Origin of the sequence: Streptomyces chryseus (assembly GCF_014650755.1) — a bacterium.
In the GTDB taxonomy this organism is placed as follows: domain Bacteria; phylum Actinomycetota; class Actinomycetes; order Streptomycetales; family Streptomycetaceae; genus Streptomyces; species Streptomyces chryseus.
Window position 1 is genome coordinate 138,361 of the sequence record NZ_BMVO01000003.1, and the last position, 20,822, is coordinate 159,182.

Below are 20,822 nucleotides of genomic sequence, written 5' to 3' on the forward strand. Positions count from 1 at the left end.
CGAACGGCGGTCGCGAGCCCGTGCCTCATGCAGGTAACCCCTGCGGCATCTGCTCCCCGCCCATTCCGGCGCCCTGAAATCATTCTGATCTCAAGGAGTCGATCATCATGGCCGAGACCGCCCGCCGCGTCCGCCGCGCCCCCCGTTCCAACGACACCGACCGCAAGCAGGCCGTCGCCGCCCTCCAGCGGGCGCTGGACCGCCGCGACAACGGCGGCGCCACCGGCCACTGAGCCGCCGGCGGCGCCACCGCGGTCCTGCTCAGCGGCCGCGCCGGATCTCGAAGTAGTCGACGCGCTCCCCGGATTCGGCGAGCGCGGAGACCTTCAGCCTCGGCGACGTACCGGCCTCGGCCTCCACCGCGAGGAACGAGAAGCCGGTGTACCGCACCCGCGACCACTCCACCGTGTCCGGGTCCGGGAGCCGCGCCTTCGTCCAGTGGAAGCTGACGATGTGCTCGTGGTCGTGGACATGGCCCTCGTAGCTGTCCTTCACGCCGAGCCCGAACCCGTACAGGTCCTTGCCCGCCCCGCCCGCGGTGACGTAGACGATCCCGTCCCGCGTCGGGTCGGTCGAGGCGCCGACCGGCACCGGCTTGCCGACCTCACCGCCCTTGATGGCGTCGGTGCGCTCGTACACGTGGTTGTGCCCGTTGATCACCAGGTCGACCTGGTGCTTGGTGAACAGCGCCAGCCACGCGTCGCGCACGCCGCCGTCCGAGGCGTGGGTGGACGTCGAGTACACGCAGTGGTGGAAGAAGACGACGACGAAGTCGATGCCGGCCTGCCGCCGCAGCTCGCCGAGCCGCTTGTCGAGCCAGGCGCTCTGCGCGCCGTCCGTGTAGCCCCTGTTCGCGGGGATCTCGTACGACACGTCGTTCGCGTCCAGCGCCACGACGCCGACATTGCCGTACGTGAAGGAGTAGATGCCCGGGGCGTTGGCCGCGTCCGGCCCGTTGTCGGGCAGCGACCAGCGGGCCGACTGGCCGCCGTAGCCGTTGGGGGAGTACCAGGCCTCCATGTCGTGGTTGCCGGTGGTCACCATCCACGGGACCCGTGACGCCACGCTCTCGGTCTGCGCGAGGAACTGGTCCCACACCCGCGCGTCGTAGGTGTCCGACTCCCTGCCGTGCCCGCTGCTGTCCGCGTAGCAGATGTCACCGGCGTGCAGATGGAACGACGGGTTCTGGCCGAGGATCAACTGGTCGTTGGCGAGCGCGTCGTAGCTGACGCCCTGGTCACCGAAGGCCGTGAAGACGAAGGTCTCCGGCGAGGCGGGCGCCGTACGGAAGGAGCCGATCGTCGCCAGCCGTGAGGCGTCGGCCGGGTCGAACCCGTCGTGCCCGACGCCGTAGTAGTACGTCGTCCCGGGCTTCAGCCCGTCGAGCCCCACGTGCAGATAGAACTGGTCGACCGCGGGCAGTTTCCGCGACAGCGACGGCGTGTGCAGATCGCGCACCTCCGCCTCGATCTTCCGGCTCAGTTCCCACGGCTTGAGGCCCACCCGTACGTACGGGCTCCTCACCGCAAAGGGCACCTGCCACGAGACGCGCATCTGCGTCTTCGGGTCGGCGCCGAAGGCGAGATGGCGGCCGAAGGGCGCGACGAGCGACCCGTCCACGCGTGCGGTGACGGAGGAGGGCAGCAGGGTGGGGGAGGAGGCGGAGTACGCCGGACTCGCGCCGCCGAGCAGGGCGGCCCCGCCCACGGTGGCGGCGGACGAGGTGATCATCCTGCGACGGGAGAGTTTCGTCCGCAGATACTCGTGCTGCTCCGGCATGCTCATGCGGCGCGCGATCTGCTCGGGGATACCGGTGCGGGGGGTGTCGGCCATGAAGAAGAACTTCCCAGTAGCACCCAACTCCGGCCAGTCCTGCGGGTGAACAGAATCTGTCGAGATTCTGCGTCCGAATGGCGGACGCCCGGTGTCAGGGGGTGGGACGCGGGAGTAGGGTGCCGACATGTCTCGCAGCATCAATCTCGCAGTGGTCCCCGGTGACGGCATCGGCCAGGAGGTCGTGGCCCAGGGCCTCAAGGTCCTCAACGCCGTCCTCCCCCAGGATGTGAAGCTGCAGACCAAGGAGTACGACCTCGGCGCGCAGCGCTGGCACCGCACCGGAGAGACCCTCCCGGACGCGGAGCTCGACTCCCTCAAGCGGCACGACGCCATCCTGCTCGGCGCGATCGGCGACCCGTCCGTGCCGTCCGGCGTCCTGGAGCGCGGGCTGCTGCTCAAGCTGCGGTTCGCCTTCGACCACTTCATCAACCTGCGGCCGTCCAAGCTGTTCCCGAACACCGCCACCCCGCTCGCCGGCCGCCCCGACATCGACTTCGTCGTTGTGCGCGAGGGCACCGAGGGCCCGTACACCGGCAACGGCGGCTCGATCCGCACCGGTACGGAGCACGAGGTCGCGACCGAGGTCAGCCTGAACACGGCGTACGGCGTCGAGCGCGTCGTCCGTGACGCGTACGAGCGGGCCAAGGCCCGTCCGCGCAAGAAGCTGACGCTGGTCCACAAGAACAACGTCCTGGTCCACGCCGGCCACATGTGGAAGAACATCTTCGACAAGGTCGGCCAGGAGTACCCCGAGGTCACCACCGACTACCTGCACGTCGACGCCGCGACGATCTTCTTCGTCACGCAGCCGGAGCGCTTCGACGTCATCGTCACCGACAACCTCTTCGGCGACATCCTCACCGACCTCGCCGCCGCCGTCACCGGCGGCATCGGCCTGGCGGCCTCCGGCAACATCAACCCGACGGGCGCCTTCCCGTCGATGTTCGAGCCCGTCCACGGCTCCGCGCCCGACATCGCGGGCCAGGGCAAGGCCGACCCGACGGCCACGATCCTCTCCGTCGCCCTCCTCCTGCGCCACCTCGGCTTCGAGACCGAGGCCGGCCGCATCGAGGCGGCCGTCTCCGCCGACCTCGCGGAGCGCGACGGCGGCACGGTCCGTACGACGGACGAGATCGGCGACGCGCTCGCGGTACGCGTAGCGGGCTGACCCGACGGACTCCTCCCACAGCCGCCGGGTCACAGACACCCGGCGGCTGTGTTTTGCCGCGGCCGGGTGGGACCATCATTCCTGGGCCGCACTCCACGCCGTTTCATGCACGCACTCCCACGGGCGATAATCGAACGTGGGGCCGCGGTATGAGGGGAAGCTCGGACGTCCTACTAAGGCGTGAGCGCGGTCCACCACACACAAACGGTGAAGGACACGCACTCATGACGACGCCCACGATCGAGCTCAAGCCCTCCTCGCACCCGCTGTCCGACGCGGAGCGCGAGGCGATCCTGGCCAACCCCGGATTCGGCCGCCACTTCACCGACCACATGGTGACCATCCGGTGGACCGAAGGCCGTGGCTGGCACGACGCGCAGCTCGTGCCGTACGCGCCGCTGTCCATCGACCCGGCGAACATGACTCTGCACTACGCGCAGGAGATCTTCGAGGGCCTCAAGGCGTACCGCCGTCCCGACGGCTCGGTCGCCACCTTCCGCCCCGACGCCAACGCCAAGCGCTTCCAGACCTCCGCGCGCCGCCTCGCGATGCCGGAGCTGCCGGTCGAGACCTTCATCGCGGCGTGCGACGCGCTGGTCCAGCAGGACAAGGCGTGGGTTCCGCCGCACGGCGGCGAGGAGTCCCTCTACCTGCGCCCGTTCATGATCGCCAACGAGGTCGGGCTCGGCGTGCGGCCGGCCAACGAGTACCTCTTCATCGTCATCGCGTCGCCCGCCGGCGCCTACTTCCCCGGCGGCGTGCAGCCGGTCTCGGTCTGGCTGTCCGAGAACTACGTGCGCGCCGTCCCCGGCGGCATGGGCTTCGCCAAGACCGGCGGCAACTACGCGGCCTCGCTGCTCGCCTTCGCCGAGGCGGCGGAGAAGGGCTGCGACCAGGTGGTCTGGCTGGACGCGCTGGAGCACAAGTGGGTCGAGGAGATGGGCGGCATGAACCTGTACTTCGTGTACGGCGACAAGATCGTCACCCCCGCCCTCACCGGATCGCTCCTCGCGGGGATCACCCGTGACTCGCTACTCCAGCTCGCCCGCGACCTCGGCTACGAGGCGGAGGAGGGCCGGATCTCCACGGAGGCGTGGAAGCGCGACACGGAGAACGGCACGCTGACCGAGGTCTTCGCCTGCGGCACTGCCGCCGTGATCACGCCCGTCGGCTCGGTGAAGTCCGAGGGCGCGGAGTGGGTCCAGGGCGACGGCAAGCCGGGCAAGGTCACGATGGAGCTGCGCAAGCGACTGCTCGCCATCCAGACCGGCACCGCCGAGGACGTCCACGGCTGGACGCACGACCTGGCCTGACCCCGCTCGTACGCGCACGAGGCCGCGCCCGGCATCCCGCCGGTCGCGGCCTCACGCGTCACGGCGCCGGACGGGCCGGCTCCGGCGAATGCCGGCGCACGCGCGGGTCATCCCCGGCCCGCCTCCACCGCCGCCTCCACCGCCGGCAGCCGCTCGTCCGCTCCCCGCGGCCGCCGACCAGGTGCAGGCCCATCGGCAGGCGGCCCGCACGGCGGGTCCGTACGCACGGCGACGGCAGCCCCGCGTGGCTCCAGGGCAGGCACATGACCGAGCTGCCGGTGGTGGCGAGGCCGCGCGGCCCCGGGCCGGTCGCGCCCGGGGTGATCCACAGGTCGACGCCATGGGCGCTCGCCGCCGACGCGATGCGGCCTCGGAAGGCTTCGCGCTCCCGCACCGCCCGCTCGTACTCCTCAGCTGTGGCCGCGTCGCGGCCGTGGCTGTCCATGGGCGCCGCGCTATGCGGCGGGCGGCCGGCGTCTAGGCCACAGCGGGCGTCTCGGTCTCGGCCTCGGCGAGGGGCTCGGCGGCGGGGTGCGCGGCCGTCCCGGCCTTCGCCGTCAGTGCCGCGTACGCGACTCCGCCCGCCAGGCCCGAGAGGATGAAGCTGCAGTCCACGCCGCCGGTGAGGGCCAGCAGCGGACCCTCGTACACCGTCGTCGAGACCGCCGCGAGGCCGACCGCCGCGCCCAGCGCCCAGGAGACGGTGGCCTGGATGTTCCAGCCCGAGCGGTACCAGTAGATCCCGCCCTTGGCGCGGCGGTTGAAGACCTGGAGGGCGTCCGCGTCGTACTGGCCGCCGCAGCGCGCGTACCCGATCAGGGAGATCACGGCCCACGGTGTGCCGATGGCCGTCAGGAGCAGGACGAACGACGTCATCGCGGACTGCACGGACCAGGCGAAGGAGCCGACGAAGACGAACGCGGTGGCGACGGCGGCGGCGATCACGGTGGCCCGGGTGCGCGTCGCACGCGGCAGGATCGCGTCGAGGTCGAGGCCCATCGAGTACAGCATCAGGCCGGCGTTGCCGACCGACCCGGCGGAGGCCGCCAGCAGCAGCGGCGCCAGGTACCAGAAGGGCGCGGCCTCGACGAGCGGTCCCGCGTAGTCGAGACCGGCGCGGGCGGCGAGGGCGGTGTACGTGCCGAACAGCTGGGGGACCAGCAGGCCCAGGAGCAGGCCCAGACAGGTCGCCCACAGGACCTTGCGCGAGGTGTGGCGGCGCGGCGAGATGTAGCGCGTGTAGTCGCCGAGCAGGGTGATGAAGGCGACCGGGCCGCTCAGTCCGGCGGCGACGGCGGCGAGCAGCCAGGTGGGCCAGAAGGAGCCGAGGAGGTACGGCGTGTCCGGCGGCGCGGCGGTGGTGAAGTCGCCCGCGTAGGCGTACACGCCGGCCAGCAGCAGGAGCACCATGCCGACGGACAGCACCTTGCTGAGCCTCAGCAGCAGCCTGTAGCCGTACACCGCGGCGACGACGGTGGCGCCCGCGAGCACGGTGTACATCACGGCGCGGGAGGCCCCGCCGTCCGGCAGGCCGGTGAGCCGGGAGAGGGCCCCGACCATCACGTCGCCGCCGATCCACAGCGTGAGCGCCGTATAACCGAGCGAGAGCAGCAGGCCGACGACCGAACCGACGAGCCGGCCGCGTACGCCGAACTGGGCGCCGCTTGAGGTCGAGAGGTTGGTGGCCGTGCGCAGCGAGATCAGCGCGAGCGGTGCGGTGACCGCGATTCCGGCCAGGGTGCCGACGAGGATCGAGGTCACCGAGGGCCACAGGCCCAGGCCGAAGGACGGCGGCAGCCATCCGAAGACGACGACGCCGAGGCAGAGGTTCGAGCCGAGAAGGAGGGAGACGAGGTCGCGCGGCCCGCTGGTGCGCTCCTCGTCGGGGATGGTGTCGACTCCGCGCTGTTCTATCGGCATGGCTGGGTCCTCCCGGTCCGCCGGACAACAAAGTTTTGAGTGCTGTTCAATGTGACTTGCCTCAAGGTGACGCGTCAATGTTTCCGACGCGTGAATCTCATGGTTAGAGTGAAGTTCTAAACTTCTTGGAGGTGTGGCGGCGTGCGACTGACCCCGACGGAACGCGACCGGCTGCTGCTGTTCGGAGCCGCCGAGCTGGCGCGTGCGCGCCGGGCGCGCGGGCTGCGGCTCAACGTGCCCGAGGCGACCGCGCTCATCGCGGACACGGTCTGCGAGGCGGCCCGCGACGGGCGGCGGCTCGCGGAGGCGATCGAGGCGGCGCGGTCCGTGCTCGGCCCCGACGACGTGCTGCCGGGCGTGGCCGATGTGGTGACCGAGGTGCATGTGGAGGCGGTCTTCGACGACGGCTCGCGGCTCGCGGTGGTGTCGTCCCCGATCGGCGGCGGCGCGACCCTGGGCGACGACGCCCCGGGCGCGGTCCTGCCCGGCCCCGCCGACGCGGAGCCGGAGCCGGCGGTGCGGCTGACCGTACGCAACACGGCGGCCGTCCCCGTCAGCGTCACGTCCCACTTCCACTTCTTCGAGGCGAACCCCCGCCTCGACTTCGACCGCTCGGCGGCGTACGGCATGCGCCTGTGTGTGCCCGCCGGGTCCTCCGTCCGCTTCGACGCGGGCGGCGAGGCCGAGATCGGCCTGGTCCCGATCGGCGGCGCCCGGGTCGCGATCGGCTTCGCGGGCCTGGTCGACGGCCCGCTGGACGCGCCCGGCGCGAAGGAAGAGGCCCTGCGCAGGGCCGCGGCCTGCGGCTACCTGGGAGCACGGCCCGAAGGAGGAGCTGAGGCATGAGCATCGATCCGCACGAGTACGCCGCCGTCCACGGCCCGCGCGCCGGGGACCGGGTCAGGCTCGGCGACTCCGGGCTGACCGTGCGCGTCGAGTCCGACGCGCAGAAGCCGGGCGAGGAGTTCCTCGCGGGCTTCGGCAAGACGGCCCGCGACGGGCTGCACCTCAAGGCCGCCGCCGTGCGCGAGACCTGTGACGTGGTGATCAGCAACGTGCTGGTCATCGACGTGGCGCAGGGCATCCGCAAGGTGTCGATCGGCATCAAGGAAGGCCGGATCCACGCCATCGGGCGGGCCGGCAATCCGGACACCCTAGACGGCGTCGACGTCGTCGTCGGCACCGGTACGTCGATCGTCTCCGGCGAGGGCCTGATCGCGACGGCCGGCTCCGTCGACACGCACGTCCACCTGCTCTCGCCGCGCATCATGGAGGCCTCGCTCGCCTCCGGCGTGACGACGATCATCGGCCAGGAGTTCGGCCCGGTCTGGGGCGTCGGCGTGAACTCGCCCTGGGCCCTGCGCCACGCCTTCGGCGCCTTCGACGCCTGGCCCGTCAACATCGGCTTCCTCGCGCGCGGCTCGTCCTCCGACGCCGCCCCGCTCGTCGAGGCGCTCGCCGAGGGCGGCGCGTCCGGCTTCAAGGTCCACGAGGACATGGGCGCGCACACCCGCGCCCTGGACACCGCGCTGCGGGTCGCCGAGGAGCACGACGTACAGGTCGCCCTGCACAGCGACGGCCTCAACGAGTGCCTCTCCGTCGAGGACACCCTCTCCGTGCTCGAAGGCCGTACGATCCACGCCTTCCACATCGAGGGCTGCGGTGGCGGGCACGTCCCCAACGTCCTCAAGATGGCCGGCGTACGCAACGTCATCGGCTCGTCCACCAACCCCACCCTCCCCTTCGGGCGGGACGCGGTCGCCGAGCACTACGGGATGATCGTCTCCGTCCACGACCTGAAGACCGACCTGCCCGGCGACGCCGCCATGGCGCGCGACCGCATCCGCGCCGGGACGATGGGCGCCGAGGACGTGCTGCACGACCTGGGCGCCATCGGCATCACCTCGTCCGACGCGCAAGGGATGGGGCGCGCGGGCGAGACCGTGCGCCGTACCTTCCAGATGGCCGGGAAGATGAAGGCCGAGCTGGGCCCGATGGAGGGCGACGGCCCGGACGACGACAACGCCCGCGTCCTGCGCTACATGGCGAAGCTGACCATCAACCCGGCCATCGCCCACGGTCTCGCCCACGAGATCGGGTCGATCGAGGTCGGCAAGATGGCCGACATCGTGCTGTGGCGGCCGCAGTACTTCGGCGCGAAGCCGCAGATGGTCCTGAAGTCGGGCTTCCCGGCGTACGGCGTCACCGGCGACCCCAACGCGGCGACCGACACCTGCGAACCGCTGGTCCTCGGACCGCTGTTCGGTGCGCACGGCGCGACGCCCGCCGACATCTCGGTGGCCTTCGTCGCACAGGCCGCCCTCGACCAGGGCAACGACCTGATGCCGACGCGCCGGCGCCGCGTCGCCGTACGCGGCACGCGCGGCATCGGCCCCGCCGACCTGCGCCTGAACTCCCGCATCGGACAGGTGGGGGTGGACGGACACAGCGGACTGGTCACGCTCGACGGCGACCCGCTGCGCTCGGAACCCGCCGACTCCGTCTCCCTCAACCGTCTCTACTTCCTGTAAGGACCCCCCATGACCTACCGCATGCCCGCCGAATGGACCCCGCACGAGCGCACCTGGATGGCGTGGCCCGGCCCCAACGTCACCTTCTCCAACCAGGAGGAGCTGGCCGCCTCCCGCGCCGCGTGGGCGGGCGTCGCCCGCGCGGTACGCGCCTACGAGCCGGTCACCGTGGTCTGCGGTCCCGGACAGGCGCAGGGCGCCCGTGAGCTGCTCGGCCCGGACATCGAGCTGGTCGAGCGCGAGCTCGACGACGCGTGGATGCGCGACATCGGCCCGACGTTCGTCAAGGACGACGAGACGGGTGAACTGGCCGCCGTGGACTGGGTGTTCAACGGCTGGGGCGCCCAGGACTGGGCCACCTGGGAGCACGACTCCAAGATCGCCGGCGCGATCGCCGATCTCACGGGTGTCCCCGTGCTCTCCTCCCCGCTCGTCAACGAGGGCGGCGGCATCCACGTCGACGGCGAGGGCACGGTCCTGCTCACCGAGACCGTCCAGCTCGGCCCCGAGCGCAACCCGGGGTGGACGCGTGAACAGGTCGAGGCGGAGATCCACGCCAAGCTCGGCACCACCAAGGCGATCTGGCTGCCGCGCGGCCTGACCACCGACTACCCGCCGCACGGCTTCGGCACCCTCGGCCACATCGACATCGTCGCCGCGTTCGCCGCGCCCGGTGTCGTCCTGGCCCACACCCAGCCGGACCCGTCACACCCCGACCACGAGCCGTGCAAGGCCAACGTCGAGCTGCTGCGCGCCCAGACGGACGCCAAGGGCCGCCCGCTCAAGGTGATCGAGGTGCCCGCGCCCGCCAAGGTCCAGGTCGACGGCGACTGGGTCGACTACTCGTACATCAACCACTACCTGTGCAACGGCGGCGTGGTCCTGTGCGCCTTCGACGACCCGCGCGACGAGGAGGCGGCCGAGATCTTCCGCGGCCTCTTCCCCGACCGTACGGTCACGCTGGTCGACGCCCGCGAGATCTTCGCGGGCGGCGGCGGCATCCACTGCATCACCCAGCAGCAGCCCGCGACGCACAGGTGATCGGGCAGATCGGGTAAAACATACGAGTGAATGTGAACGCCTCATGACCGGGTCCGGTGCTGATTCCGGGGCCGCCAAGCCGCCGTCCCGCCGTCGCAACGCCGCCCCGCCCCGTGAGACGGTGCTCGCCGCCGCCATGTCGAGCATCGCCGAGCACGGGCTGGAGCGGCTGACCATGGCCGGGCTCGGTCGTGAGGTCGGAATGAGCAGTGGCCACCTGCTCTACTACTTCCGCAGCAAGGACGAACTGCTCCTCCAGACGCTCGAATGGAGCGAGGAGCAGCTGGGCATGGACCGCAGGGCCGCGCTCGCCCGCCAGGTCCCGGTCCGCGAGCGCCTCGACGCGTACGTCGACCTGTACGTGCCGGCGGGGCCGCGCGATCCGCACTGGGCGCTGTGGCTCGAACTCTGGAACCGTTCGCACGCCGTCGACGAGGAGGCGCGGTCCCGGCTCCTCGACATCGAGCTGTCCTGGCACCGTGACCTGGTGGCCCTGCTCGTCGAGGGCGCCTCGCGCTCCGAACTGCGCACGGTGGTGGACGCCGACCGTTTCGCGACCCGGATACGGGCGCTGCTCGACGGCTTCAGCACACATGTGGCGATGGGGCTGCCCGGTTCGGAGCGGACCCAGGTCCTCGCCCAGATCGGCGAGTTCCTCGACGAGACGCTCCACTGAGGCCGGGCGCGCGTACCGACGTGAAGCCGGGCGGGCCGGACCACCGGACCGACCGTCACGACGTGGGCGCGCGACGGGCGGACCTGCCCGCCCGCATCGTGAGACGGGAGTACCACGCCACGGCGAACGTGCCAGACTGCCCTCGTGTTCTCGTTCGCCGTGATTATGGGCAGCAGGCGCGCCGGTCCCCAGTGACCGCTCCCGTACGACCACGTACGGCGCGGCCACCGTGCCCCAGACCCGCGCGCAGACCTCTCGCACCCGCGAGAGGTTTTTTCGTTTCCCGGCCCCATCACGGCCGGGGCGAGGCGCGCGATGATGGGGGCAAGTGGAGCCAGTCCTTCCACTCGACAGGAGTCCAGAAAGCCATGACCACTTCAGGCCCCGACGACAGCTTCTCCGACGACAGCTTCCACGTCTTCGACACCACGCTGCGCGACGGCGCCCAGCGCGAAGGCATCAATCTGACGGTCGCCGACAAGCTGACCATCGCCCGGCACCTGGACGACTTCGGCGTGGGCTTCATCGAGGGCGGCTGGCCCGGCGCCAACCCGCGCGACACCGAGTTCTTCGCCCGCGCGAAGGCCGAGATCACGTTCAAGAACGCGCAGCTCGTGGCCTTCGGCGCCACCCGCCGCCCCGGCGCGAGGGCACAGGACGACCCGCAGGTCGCGGCCCTCCTGGACTCCGGCGCACCCGTCGTCACCCTGGTCGCCAAGTCCCACGACCGCCATGTGGAACTGGCCCTGCGCACGACGCTCGACGAGAACGTCGCGATGGTCCGCGACACGGTCTCCCACCTCCGCGCCCAGGGCCGCCGCGTCTTCGTCGACTGCGAGCACTTCTTCGACGGTTACCGCGCCAACCCCGAGTACGCGAAGTCGGTCGTACGGGCGGCCTCGGAGGCCGGAGCCGACGTCGTCATCCTCTGCGACACCAACGGCGGCATGCTCCCCGCCCAGATCCAGGCCGTCGTCGCCACCGTCCTCGCCGACACCGGCGCGCGCCTGGGCATCCACGCCCAGGACGACACGGGCTGCGCGGTCGCCAACACCCTCGCCGCCGTCGACGCGGGCGCCACCCACGTCCAGTGCACCGCCAACGGCTACGGCGAGCGGGTCGGCAACGCCAACCTCTTCCCGGTGGTCGCGGCCCTGGAGCTGAAGTACGGCAAGCAGGTGCTCCCGCCGGGCGCGCTCGCCGAGATGACCCGCATCTCGCACGCCATCGCCGAGGTCGTCAACCTGACGCCCTCCACCCACCAGCCGTACGTCGGCGTCTCCGCCTTCGCGCACAAGGCCGGCCTGCACGCCTCCGCGATCAAGGTCGACCCCGACCTCTACCAGCACATCGACCCGGGCCTGGTCGGCAACCACATCCGGATGCTGGTCTCCGACATGGCGGGCCGCGCCTCCATCGAGCTCAAGGGCAAGGAGCTGGGTGTCGACCTCGGCAACGACCGCGAGCTGGTCGGCCGCGTCGTCGCCCGTGTCAAGGAGCGGGAGCTCAAGGGCTACACCTACGAGGCGGCCGACGCCTCCTTCGAGCTGCTGCTGCGCGCGGAAGCCGAGGGCCGCGCCCTCAGCTACTTCCGTACGGAGTCGTGGCGGGCCATCGTCGAGGACCGCCCCGACGGAACCCACGCCAATGAGGCCACCGTGAAGCTGTGGGCCAAGGGCGAGCGGATCGTCGCCACGGCGGAGGGCAACGGCCCGGTCAACGCCCTGGACCGGGCCCTGCGCGTCGGCCTGGAGCGGATCTACCCGCCGCTCGCCAAGCTGGAACTGCTCGACTACAAGGTCCGCATCCTGGAGGGCACGCACGGCACCGAGTCCACCACCCGCGTACTGATCACCACCGGCGACGGCGAGGGCGACTGGTCCACGGTCGGAGTCGGCGAGAACGTCATCGCCGCCTCCTGGCAGGCCCTGGAGGACGCGTACACGTACGGCCTGCTGAAGGCGGGCGTCGCGCCCGCGGAGTAGTCGGCGGCGGGAGGGGCGCGGGTGGCGCGCCGGCCGGGGCACCCCGCCGGTCCGCCGGTCGCGCTTCCGCAAACACATCTGTCCTAAAATGCACCCTTTCGGGTAGCTTTTAGATATGAGGACACGACCGTTCTCCACCCTGTCAGGGCTGCTGCTCTCGGTGGCGGCCGCCGTACTCGCCATGGCGCCGGGCGCGCAGGCGGCCACGGGACTCGACGCGGCGGCGGACGCGCTGCGCCAGGGGCCGGTGTACGTCGATCAACGCGCGGGCGACCAGTTGCCGCCGCGTGAGGCGGACGCGCTGGAGCAGAAGATCCTCGACGCCGACAAGCCCGTCTTCGTCGCGGTGCTCCCGCAGAACGAACAGTTCCCGCCGGACGGCCTGCTCGCCGACCTGCGGACCAAGACGGGCATCACCGGGGTGTACGCCGTCCGGCTCGGCGACGGGTTCGACGCGGGCGCCGACCCCGCCGTGATGTCGCGTCAGGCGGTAGGCAACCTCACCGCCTCCGTGGAGCCCGCGGGCGGCAGCGACGCCGTCACCCAGCTGAACACCTTCGTCGACGACGCCCTCCAACAGGCGCGGGGCGACGCCCCGGGCACCTGGGAAGGCGCGCAGAGCGGGCCGTCCTCCGTCGTCGGTCTGGTGACGTTCGGCGTGGTGCTGGTCGCCGGAGCCGCCGGTGTCCTCCTCGTGGCGAACCGCGGCCGCAGGCGCCGGGCGGAGCGCGAGCGGGCCGCGCTGGAGAAGGTGCGCGTGGTGGTCGACGAGGACATCACCGCCTTCGGCGAGACCCTGGAGCGCCTGGACTTCCATCCCGGCGAACCGGGCGCCGACGACGCGATGCGGGCCGACTACGAGCGTGCCCTGGACGCGTACGAGAAGGCCAAATCGGCCATGGCCAGGGCGACGAAGGCCGACGAGGCCCGCGGGGTCACCAACGCGCTGGAGGACGGCCGCTTCTCGCTCGCCGTGCTCGCCGCGCGCCGGGAGGGCGCCCCGCTTCCGGAACGCCGGCCGCCGTGCTTCTTCGACCCGCGCCACGGACCCTCCACGACCGACGTCGACTGGGCTCCGGCGGGCGGCCACACGCGCCTGGTGCCGGTGTGCGCGGCGGACGCCACCCGGCTGTCCGAGGGGCAGGACCCGATGTCCCGCACCGTCGAGACGGCGGACGGCCGCCGTCCGTACTGGGAGGCGGGCCCGGCGTACGCCCCGTGGATCGGAGGCTACTACGGCGGCGGCATCCTGCCCGGCCTGCTGATGGGCACCATGCTCGGCTCGATGCTCTCCACCCCGGCCTACGCGGACCCGGGCGCCGGCGGCTACGAGGGCGGCGACTTCTCCGGGGGCGACTTCAACTCCGGGGACTTCGGCGGCGGAGGCGACTTCGGCGGTGGCTTCGGGGGCGGCGACGTCGGCGGCGGCGGCTTCTAGGCCGCCGTGGCCGTCCGGGGCCGGCGCCCACGGGTACCGTCCGGGCGGCCCCGGACACAAGCAGTCCCCGGTAGTCCGTCCCGTTCCCGCGAGGCCCAGCCGTCGCTGGGTACTCCGGGGCCGGGGGGATCTGCCGGGGGCCTGGCCAGAACCTGCGAGTGGGTCGTCACGCAAGTCGGTGAACGTCTCCGCCGACCGTGCGGCTCGCTCCGGTTTTCCGGTGTATATGGAATTGTCCTCCCGATTCCTCCCGAGTCAAGAGGTCGCGGCGCTCTTCACGGCGGAGATGTCGAAGGTCAGCTTGATCTTGTCGCTGACCAGCACGCCACCCGTCTCCAGGGCCGCGTTCCACGTCAGGCCCCAGTCGGAGCGCAGGATGTCGGCCTTGCCCTCGAACCCGACGCGCTCGTTGCCGAACGGGTCCGTGGCCGAGCCGTTGAACTCCAGGTCGATGGAGAGCGGCCGCGTGACGCCCTTGATGGTCAGGTCGCCGGTGATCCGGTAGTCGGTGCCGCCCAGCGCCTCGGCCGAGGTGGAGCGGAAGGTCATCAGCGGAAACTGCTCGGCGTCGAAGAAGTCCGCGCTGCGCAGGTGGTTGTCCCGGTCGGCGCTGCCGGTGTCGATCGAGCCGATCTTCACGTCGATCGAGGCGGTGGAGGCGGCCGGGTTCGCGCCGTCGAGCACCAGCGTGCCCGCGTAGTCCGGGAAGGAGCCGCGGACGTTGGTGACCATGGCGTGCCGGGCGGTGAAGCCGATGCTGCTGTGCGCCGGGTCGATGCTGTACTCGCCGGTCAGGGCGGCCAGCGCCGGGTCGACGGCGGCCGGGGTGGTGGGGACGGCGGTCGTGGTGGCGGTGCCGCGGCTGAAGAGACCCATGATGACGAACTCCTTCGAAGTTGGTTGAACCTTCAACGAGAACGACTGTAGACCCATTCCGTTCAAGTTTCAACAAGTGCGCGGAAGGGGCCTGTGGAAGCCCTCAGCCGCGGCGCGATCCGCCCCGGCTACGACCCGACCGTCAGCGTGAAGCGACGCGGGTTGCCGTCGTGGGCGGCGCCCGAGACGTCCGGCCGGCCGTCCGGACGGACGTCGTCGTACGGGAAGGCGTAGCCGATCGGCGTGTGCGCGTGGACCACGCGTGCCCAGTGATTGGTCGACGGGTCGCGGTAGTAGTCGGTGGGTGCCGGGCCGTTCGGCTGGTCGGGGTGGGTGAGCAGAGTCGTGCGGTTGAAGCCCGCCGCCAGCCGGGCGAGCAGCGCCTTGCGGTCGTCCGGGTCGCCCGGGTTGTTGGTGAACGGCCCGTGGTTGCAGGTGAAGACGTCCTTCGAGGTGGGCTTGGTGAAGCTGTGGCCGCCGGTGAAGTTCAGGACGCCCCCGCTGACCCGGCCCACGCGCACGCCGCGCCCACCCTGGAGGTCGATCCGCAGGTCGGTGGTGCGGTACTTCTCCCAGACGCGGTCGATGTACCCGGTGAAGGCGTCGCGCAGCGGCATCTGGCCGGGGCGGTCGAAGTGCGGCGCCATGAGGTTCTGCGGGGAGATCACCCGCAGGACCGAGCCGTTCGCGGCGCGGACCACCAGCTTGTCCCACGGCCTCCCGTCCCGGGCGGCCTGCGCCACGAGCGCGTCGGCCGTCTTCTGCAGCGCGCCGGCCGGCAGGGGGGCGACAGTGTGGGTGGCGTCGCCGGTGAGGGTGAGGCCGATGGGGAGAGCGGTCACCAGGTCGACATAGCTGATGTTGGCGTAGAGCTGCTGCGGGTTGAAGGTGAACTCCGCGAACGACCAGGTGCGGCCGTAATTGGCGTCGGTGGAGGTCGCGAAGGCGGGCTCGACCAGGGCGGGGCCCGGGTTCACGAAGAAGTCCAGCTTGCCGTCGCGTACGAAGTAGACCCGGGCGCCGAACATCTGAGGCAGCGTCAGCACCACTGGCCCCGCGCCTGCCGGACGCAGCGGAATGGCGCAGTCGACAGGGAGCGGGGTCTGGGGCGCGGCGGGGGACTGCGGGTAGTACACGCCCCCGCCGGGGCGCAGCAGCACCCAGCGGCCGGTGCCCTGCTCGTGACCGGTGACGTACGCGTGGACCGTTCCCGGCAGCGACTTGTTCGCCAGGGCCAGTTCGCAGGTGGTGGGTGCGGCGGCGGCCTGCGGGCTGAGAGCGCTTCCCCAGGCGGGGGAGGAGAGCACTGTCGTGGCCGCGGTGGCGCCTGCGAGGAAGATGCGACGGGTAAGCATAAGGTGAACTCCTGTTGTTGTGGGGGGAGTTCAACTGTCCGCGACCGCCGGGACGGGCGTCAAGGCTTGTGCCTGAGAGCGCTCTCAGGCTCTGCGCCGGGACCGGTGGCCGGCGCCCCGCCCGCACGACGCCCCCATCGCCGCAGGGTGCAGGGGCGGCGCCGCAAGCCACCCGCGCCCCCTTCCCCGCACTCCGCGCCAATCGCCGGGCGCAAGCGCTTTCCATCAAGTGCCGCACAGCCATTGAACGGGCGCGGAGCCCCGTGCTAGACCAGCGGGCACAGGTCTACACCACCCCAGCCCCCGGAGGTCCACGTGCCGCCCGCATCCCCCTGGTCCCGCCGCGCCTTCCTCGCCACCGCCGCGGCCGCCACCTCCGCCACCGCACTCGGCCTCCCCACGCCCGCCCAGGCAGCCCCCGCCCGCGCCGCCCTCGCCCAAGCCGGCCCCGCCGCCGACGAATTCGACGTGCTGCGCCTGCGGTGGGTCGAACTCTCCCTCGGCTCGGGATTCGACCCGGCCGCCGAGCCCTACGCCTCGCGCCTCAAGGAGACCGGCCGCCTCGCCACCGGCTTCCGCGCCACCATGGCCCCCGCTGACGCCTCCCTGTGGCCCGGCCACCCCTTCGACCCGCCCGCCGGCATAACCCAGAGCTACAGCCGCCTGTGGACCATGACCCAGGCCTACCTCCAGCCCGGCACGGGCCTCACCGCCGACGCCGGCCTCCTCGCCGACGTCCTCCGCGGCCTCGACCACCTCTCCGCCCGCGTCTACAACCCCTCCACCACCCGCTACGGCAACTGGTGGGAGTGGCAGATCGGCAGTCCCCGGCTCCTCATGGACATCGCAGCCGCCCTCCACGACCGGCTCACCGACGCCCAGCGCCAAGCCGCCTGCGCCGCCGTCGACCACTTCGTCCCCGACGCCGTCCTGAGGAACTACTCCGGCACCAGCACCGGCGCCAACCGCGTCGACCTCTGCCGCTCCGTCGCGCTGCGCGGCGTCCTCGGCCGCGCCCCGGCCAAGGTCGCTCTCGCCCGTGACGCCCTGTCGCCCGTCTTCCCATACGTGACCAAGGGAGACGGACTGTACGTCGACGGCTCCTTCGTCCAGCACACCTGGGTCGCCTACTCCGGCACGTACGGCCAGGTCATGCTCGACGGGCTGGGCCGGCTCTTCACCCTCCTCGAGGGCTCCACCTGGGCCGTCACCGACCCGAACCGCCAGATCATCCTCGACTCGGTCGAGAACGCGTACGCGCCCCTCATCTACAACGGCCTGATGATGGACAGCGTCAACGGCCGCGCCATCAGCCGCGGCTACCTCAGGAGCGACGACCGCAAGGTCATGCGCAGCGACCACTTCCACGGCCAGGGACTCATCGCCGCCGTCCCGCTGCTCGCCGGCGGCGCGTCCGCGGCCGAGCGGGAGCGCTGGACCGCGATCGTCAAGGGCTGGATCGAACGCGACCGTACGACGCCCCTGCTCACCGCGCCCCAGTTCAACGTCGCCGACCTCTCCCGGCTGCACGCCGTCGCCGCCTCGCCCGTGCCCGCCGCCCCCGAGCCCGTCGCGCACAAGCTCTTCGCCTCCATGGACCGGGCCGTGCACCGCCGCCCCGGCTGGGCGGCCGGGATCTCGATGGCCTCGGAGCGGATCTCGTACTACGAGTGCGGCAACGGCGAGAACCCGCGCGGCTGGCACACCGGGGCGGGAATGCTCTACTGGTGGCCGGGGGAGCGGGAGAACGATCAGTACACCAACTGGTTCTGGCCGACCGTCGACTTCTACCGGTTGCCCGGCACCACCGTGTCCACCCGGCGGCTCGCCGACCGGGCGGGCGGCGAATGGGGCGCCCCCAAGCCCGCCGTGCGGTGGGTCGGCGGTGCGACCGACGGCGAGTTCGCCGCCGTCGGCCAGCACCTCAAGGGCCTCGGCTCCACCCTCGAAGCCCGCAAGTCGTGGTTCTGCGTGGCCGACGCCCTCGTCTGCCTCGGCGCCGGCATCACCTCCACCGACGGCGTACCCGCCGAGACGATCGTCGACAACCGCATGCTGGGAGAAGCCGGTACGAACACTCTCACCGTCGACGACGGGCGCGCCGCCCCCCGCTGGGCCCACCTCGAAGGCCACGGCGGCTGGGTCTTCCCCGCAGCGGCCGGCGCGGACCTGAAGACGCTGCGGGAGGACCGCACCGGTTCCTGGAGCGACATCAACACCACCAGCACCACCGAACGCCGTACCCGCCGCTACCAGACCCTCTGGCTCGACCACGGCATCGATCCGGTCGACGCCGGCTACGCCTACCTCCTCATGCCCGGCGCCTCCCGCCGCACCGTCGCCGCCCGCGCGGCCGACACCGGCTGGCTGAGGACGCTCGCCAACACCAGCGCCGTCCAGGCGGTGGCGATCCGCTCCCTGGGCGTCACGGCCGCCAACTTCTGGCAGCCGGGCACGGTGGAACGGCTGACCGTGTCGGCCCCGGCGAGTGTGCTCGTACGGAAGAAGCGCCGCACCGCGACCCTCGCCGTCAGCGAGCCGCCGCGCACCGGGCAGCCGCTGGAGGTCACGTGGGCGCACCGAGGCGCCCGCGTCGTCTCGAAGGACCCCTCCGTCGAGGTGCTGTCCACCGGCCGTACCCTGAGGCTTCGCGTCACGCCGGGAACGGCCGGCGCGAGCCACCGCTGTGAGGTGGCTCTCAGCTGACCGCGCGCCACGTCCTTGTCGGACCTCCACAACGGCCGACGGCTCTGAGCTGGTAGTTAGGCTGCATAGCCGGATGGTTCTGTTCAGTGGTGACAGGAGAACGGGCCGGAGACTGTGAAGAGTCGACGGCCTGTTTTTCTTGTACTCCTCCGTAGGGTCGGTACATGACCGTTTTGGACGAGACGCCGAGCGAGCCCACCGACGCCCGTGGCCGGGTGGCCGAACTGCTCGCGCTGCGCGAGCAGGCCCGCCGCGGCCCCAGTGAGCGGGCGACCGAAGCCCAGCACGCCAAGGGCAAGCTGACCGCCCGTGAGCGCATCGAGCTGTTGCTCGACCCGGGTACGTTCAAGGAGGTCGAGCAGCTGCGCCGGCACCGGGCGACCGGATTCGGCCTGGAGGCCAAGAAGCCGTACACCGACGGTGTCATCACCGGCTGGGGCACGGTGGAGGGCCGTACGGTCTTCGTCTACGCCCACGACTTCCGCATCTTCGGCGGCGCGCTGGGCGAGGCCCACGCCACGAAGATCCACAAGATCATGGACATGGCCATCTCGGCCGGCGCCCCGCTGGTCTCCCTGAACGACGGCGCCGGCGCCCGTATCCAGGAGGGCGTCTCGGCGCTCGCCGGCTACGGCGGCATCTTCCAGCGCAACACCCGCGCCTCCGGTGTCATCCCGCAGATCTCGGTGATGCTCGGCCCGTGCGCGGGCGGCGCGGCGTACAGCCCGGCCCTCACGGACTTCGTCTTCATGGTCCGCGAGACCTCGCAGATGTTCATCACGGGCCCGGACGTCGTCCGCGCCGTGACCGGTGAGGAGATCACCCAGAACGGCCTCGGCGGCGCCGACGTGCACGCCGAGACCTCGGGCGTCGCGCACTTCGCGTACGACGACGAGGAGACCTGCATCGCCGAGGTCCGCTACCTGATCTCGATGCTGCCGTCCAACAACCGCGAGAACCCGCCCACCGTCGAGTCCGAGGACCCCGAGGACCGTCGCTCCGACGTGCTCCTCGACCTCGTCCCGGCCGACGGCAACCGCCCGTACGACATGCGCAAGGTCATCGAGGAGCTCGTCGACGACGGCGACTTCCTGGAGATCCACGAGCGCTGGGCCACCAACATCATCTGCACCCTGGCCCGCCTCGGCGGCCAGGTCGTCGGCATCGTGGCCAACCAGCCGCAGTCGCTGGCCGGTGTCCTCGACATCGAGGCCAGCGAGAAGGCCGCGCGTTTCGTCCAGATGTGCGACGCCTTCAACATCCCGATCGTCACCCTGTTGGACGTCCCCGGGTTCCTGCCGGGCGTCGACCAGGAGCACGGTGGGATCATCCGCCACGGCGCCAAGCTGCTGTACGCCTACTGCAACGCCACCGTGCCCCGGATCTCCCTGATCCTGCGGAAGGCCTACGGAGGTGCGTACATCGTCATGGACTCCCAGTCCATCGGTGCCGACCTCACCTACGCCTGGCCCACCAACGAGATCGCGGTGATGGGCGCCGAGGGCGCGGCGAACGTCATCTTCCGCAAGCAGATCGCCGACGCCGACGACCCCGAGGCCATGCGCGCCCGCATGGTCAAGGAGTACAAGGCCGAGCTGATGCACCCCTACTACGCCGCGGAGCGCGGCCTGGTCGACGACGTCATCGACCCGGCCGAGACGCGCGAGGTGCTGATCGCCTCCCTCGCCATGCTCCGCAGCAAGCACGCCGACCTGCCGTCGCGCAAGCACGGCAACCCCCCGCAGTAATCCTGCGACGAAGAGGAGAACCTCAGTGAACGAGTCTTTGCTGCGCGTCGAGAAGGGCCACGCCGAGCCCGAGGAACTGGCCGCGATCACCGCGGTATTGATGGCCCGCGCCGCGAACCGCTCCGACGAGGCCCCGGCCCACCACGGCCGCTCCACGGCCGGCTGGCGCCGCCTGGAGCGCACCCCGGGCTTCCGCGCCCCGCACAGCTGGCAGGGTTGAGCCCCACCG

17 protein-coding genes are annotated in these 20,822 nt (G+C 71.5%); 12 read left to right on the forward strand and 5 right to left on the reverse strand.

Translation table 11 applies throughout. From position 1 onward, the window contains the following. Positions 1 to 107 precede the first annotated feature (107 nt). Positions 108 to 233: a hypothetical protein gene (locus IE185_RS33615; RefSeq protein WP_138897388.1), complete on the forward strand. Its 126-nt coding sequence runs from the start codon at positions 108 to 110 to the stop codon at positions 231 to 233. A 28-nt stretch (positions 234 to 261) separates the two neighbouring features. Here IE185_RS33615 and IE185_RS07285 read toward each other — a convergent pair whose 3' ends face one another. Beyond that, the gene (locus IE185_RS07285; RefSeq protein ID WP_189714825.1) at positions 262 to 1,833 is read right to left on the reverse strand and encodes a purple acid phosphatase family protein; all 1,572 of its coding nucleotides are present in this window, start codon (positions 1,831 to 1,833) and stop codon (positions 262 to 264) included. 127 nt (positions 1,834 to 1,960) lie between these two features. On the opposite strand from IE185_RS07285, the gene IE185_RS07290 reads away from it, so the two are divergent. Beyond that, complete coding sequence (locus IE185_RS07290) at positions 1,961 to 3,004, forward strand: 3-isopropylmalate dehydrogenase (RefSeq protein WP_138897387.1); 1,044 nt, start codon at positions 1,961 to 1,963, stop codon at positions 3,002 to 3,004. Positions 3,005 to 3,228: 224 nt separating this feature from the next. Then, positions 3,229 to 4,317, forward strand: a complete 1,089-nt coding sequence (locus IE185_RS07295) for a branched-chain amino acid aminotransferase (RefSeq protein ID WP_138897386.1) — start codon at positions 3,229 to 3,231, stop codon at positions 4,315 to 4,317. Positions 4,318 to 4,375: 58 nt separating this feature from the next. Here the strand turns inward: IE185_RS07295 and IE185_RS07300 are convergent, their stop codons facing one another. Beyond that, on the reverse strand, positions 4,376 to 4,762 hold the full coding sequence (locus IE185_RS07300; protein WP_189714827.1) for a hypothetical protein: 387 nt from the start codon (positions 4,760 to 4,762) through the stop codon (positions 4,376 to 4,378). Positions 4,763 to 4,794: 32 nt separating this feature from the next. After that, entirely contained in the window at positions 4,795 to 6,237 is a 1,443-nt protein-coding gene (locus IE185_RS07305) for a cytosine permease (RefSeq protein ID WP_138896253.1), read from the reverse strand. A 141-nt stretch (positions 6,238 to 6,378) separates the two neighbouring features. On the opposite strand from IE185_RS07305, the gene ureA reads away from it, so the two are divergent. The 6 genes from ureA (at position 6,379) to IE185_RS07335 (ending at position 13,908) form a co-directional block, all read left to right on the forward strand. Further along, positions 6,379 to 7,083: an urease subunit gamma gene (gene ureA, locus IE185_RS07310; protein WP_138896252.1), complete on the forward strand. Its 705-nt coding sequence runs from the start codon at positions 6,379 to 6,381 to the stop codon at positions 7,081 to 7,083. Beyond that, the gene (locus tag IE185_RS07315) at positions 7,080 to 8,768 is read left to right on the forward strand and encodes an urease subunit alpha (protein WP_138896251.1); all 1,689 of its coding nucleotides are present in this window, start codon (positions 7,080 to 7,082) and stop codon (positions 8,766 to 8,768) included. Before ureA ends, IE185_RS07315 begins: the two co-directional genes overlap by 4 nt. A 9-nt stretch (positions 8,769 to 8,777) precedes the next feature. Continuing rightward, positions 8,778 to 9,809 (forward strand): agmatine deiminase family protein, encoded by a 1,032-nt coding sequence (locus IE185_RS07320; RefSeq protein WP_138896250.1) that lies wholly within the window; start codon positions 8,778 to 8,780, stop codon positions 9,807 to 9,809. Between the two features lie 43 nt (positions 9,810 to 9,852). Further along, positions 9,853 to 10,485: a TetR/AcrR family transcriptional regulator gene (locus IE185_RS07325; RefSeq protein ID WP_138896249.1), complete on the forward strand. Its 633-nt coding sequence runs from the start codon at positions 9,853 to 9,855 to the stop codon at positions 10,483 to 10,485. A gap of 368 nt (positions 10,486 to 10,853) precedes the next feature. Continuing rightward, positions 10,854 to 12,470, forward strand: a complete 1,617-nt coding sequence (gene cimA / locus IE185_RS07330; protein WP_138896248.1) for a citramalate synthase — start codon at positions 10,854 to 10,856, stop codon at positions 12,468 to 12,470. 115 nt (positions 12,471 to 12,585) lie between these two features. Continuing rightward, complete coding sequence (locus IE185_RS07335; protein ID WP_138896247.1) at positions 12,586 to 13,908, forward strand: hypothetical protein; 1,323 nt, start codon at positions 12,586 to 12,588, stop codon at positions 13,906 to 13,908. A gap of 255 nt (positions 13,909 to 14,163) precedes the next feature. On the opposite strand, the gene IE185_RS07340 is transcribed toward IE185_RS07335, so the two are convergent. After that, positions 14,164 to 14,784, reverse strand: coding sequence for a YceI family protein (locus tag IE185_RS07340; RefSeq protein ID WP_138896246.1), 621 nt, complete (start codon positions 14,782 to 14,784; stop codon positions 14,164 to 14,166). Positions 14,785 to 14,912: 128 nt separating this feature from the next. Then, positions 14,913 to 16,139: a beta-1,3-glucanase family protein gene (locus IE185_RS07345; protein WP_189714829.1), complete on the reverse strand. Its 1,227-nt coding sequence runs from the start codon at positions 16,137 to 16,139 to the stop codon at positions 14,913 to 14,915. Between the two features lie 315 nt (positions 16,140 to 16,454). On the opposite strand from IE185_RS07345, the gene IE185_RS07350 reads away from it, so the two are divergent. The 3 genes from IE185_RS07350 to IE185_RS07360 all read left to right on the forward strand — a co-directional run bounded on the left by IE185_RS07350 (position 16,455) and on the right by IE185_RS07360 (position 20,813). Continuing rightward, positions 16,455 to 18,845, forward strand: a complete 2,391-nt coding sequence (locus IE185_RS07350; protein WP_189714830.1) for a polysaccharide lyase 8 family protein — start codon at positions 16,455 to 16,457, stop codon at positions 18,843 to 18,845. Between the two features lie 164 nt (positions 18,846 to 19,009). After that, positions 19,010 to 20,593: an acyl-CoA carboxylase subunit beta gene (locus tag IE185_RS07355; RefSeq protein ID WP_138894014.1), complete on the forward strand. Its 1,584-nt coding sequence runs from the start codon at positions 19,010 to 19,012 to the stop codon at positions 20,591 to 20,593. Between the two features lie 25 nt (positions 20,594 to 20,618). Next, the gene (locus IE185_RS07360) at positions 20,619 to 20,813 is read left to right on the forward strand and encodes an acyl-CoA carboxylase subunit epsilon (protein ID WP_138894013.1); all 195 of its coding nucleotides are present in this window, start codon (positions 20,619 to 20,621) and stop codon (positions 20,811 to 20,813) included. Positions 20,814 to 20,822: the final 9 nt, after the last annotated feature.

What these genes read in the sequence shown, in the direction of transcription:
- IE185_RS07325 (WP_138896249.1), top strand. Translation starts at nt 9,853, where the DNA reads ATGACCGGGTCCGGTGCTGATTCCGGGGCCGCCAAGCCGCCGTCCCGC.
- IE185_RS07295 (WP_138897386.1), top strand. Translation starts at nt 3,229, where the DNA reads ATGACGACGCCCACGATCGAGCTCAAGCCCTCCTCGCACCCGCTGTCC.
- IE185_RS07305 (WP_138896253.1), bottom strand. Translation starts at nt 6,237, where the DNA reads ATGCCGATAGAACAGCGCGGAGTCGACACCATCCCCGACGAGGAGCGC.
- IE185_RS07335 (WP_138896247.1), top strand. Translation starts at nt 12,586, where the DNA reads ATGAGGACACGACCGTTCTCCACCCTGTCAGGGCTGCTGCTCTCGGTG.
- IE185_RS07355 (WP_138894014.1), top strand. Translation starts at nt 19,010, where the DNA reads ATGACCGTTTTGGACGAGACGCCGAGCGAGCCCACCGACGCCCGTGGC.
- IE185_RS07345 (WP_189714829.1), bottom strand. Translation starts at nt 16,139, where the DNA reads ATGCTTACCCGTCGCATCTTCCTCGCAGGCGCCACCGCGGCCACGACA.
- IE185_RS07285 (WP_189714825.1), bottom strand. Translation starts at nt 1,833, where the DNA reads ATGGCCGACACCCCCCGCACCGGTATCCCCGAGCAGATCGCGCGCCGC.
- IE185_RS07340 (WP_138896246.1), bottom strand. Translation starts at nt 14,784, where the DNA reads ATGGGTCTCTTCAGCCGCGGCACCGCCACCACGACCGCCGTCCCCACC.
- cimA (WP_138896248.1), top strand. Translation starts at nt 10,854, where the DNA reads ATGACCACTTCAGGCCCCGACGACAGCTTCTCCGACGACAGCTTCCAC.
- IE185_RS07315 (WP_138896251.1), top strand. Translation starts at nt 7,080, where the DNA reads ATGAGCATCGATCCGCACGAGTACGCCGCCGTCCACGGCCCGCGCGCC.
- IE185_RS07300 (WP_189714827.1), bottom strand. Translation starts at nt 4,762, where the DNA reads ATGGACAGCCACGGCCGCGACGCGGCCACAGCTGAGGAGTACGAGCGG.
- IE185_RS07290 (WP_138897387.1), top strand. Translation starts at nt 1,961, where the DNA reads ATGTCTCGCAGCATCAATCTCGCAGTGGTCCCCGGTGACGGCATCGGC.
- IE185_RS33615 (WP_138897388.1), top strand. Translation starts at nt 108, where the DNA reads ATGGCCGAGACCGCCCGCCGCGTCCGCCGCGCCCCCCGTTCCAACGAC.
- IE185_RS07320 (WP_138896250.1), top strand. Translation starts at nt 8,778, where the DNA reads ATGACCTACCGCATGCCCGCCGAATGGACCCCGCACGAGCGCACCTGG.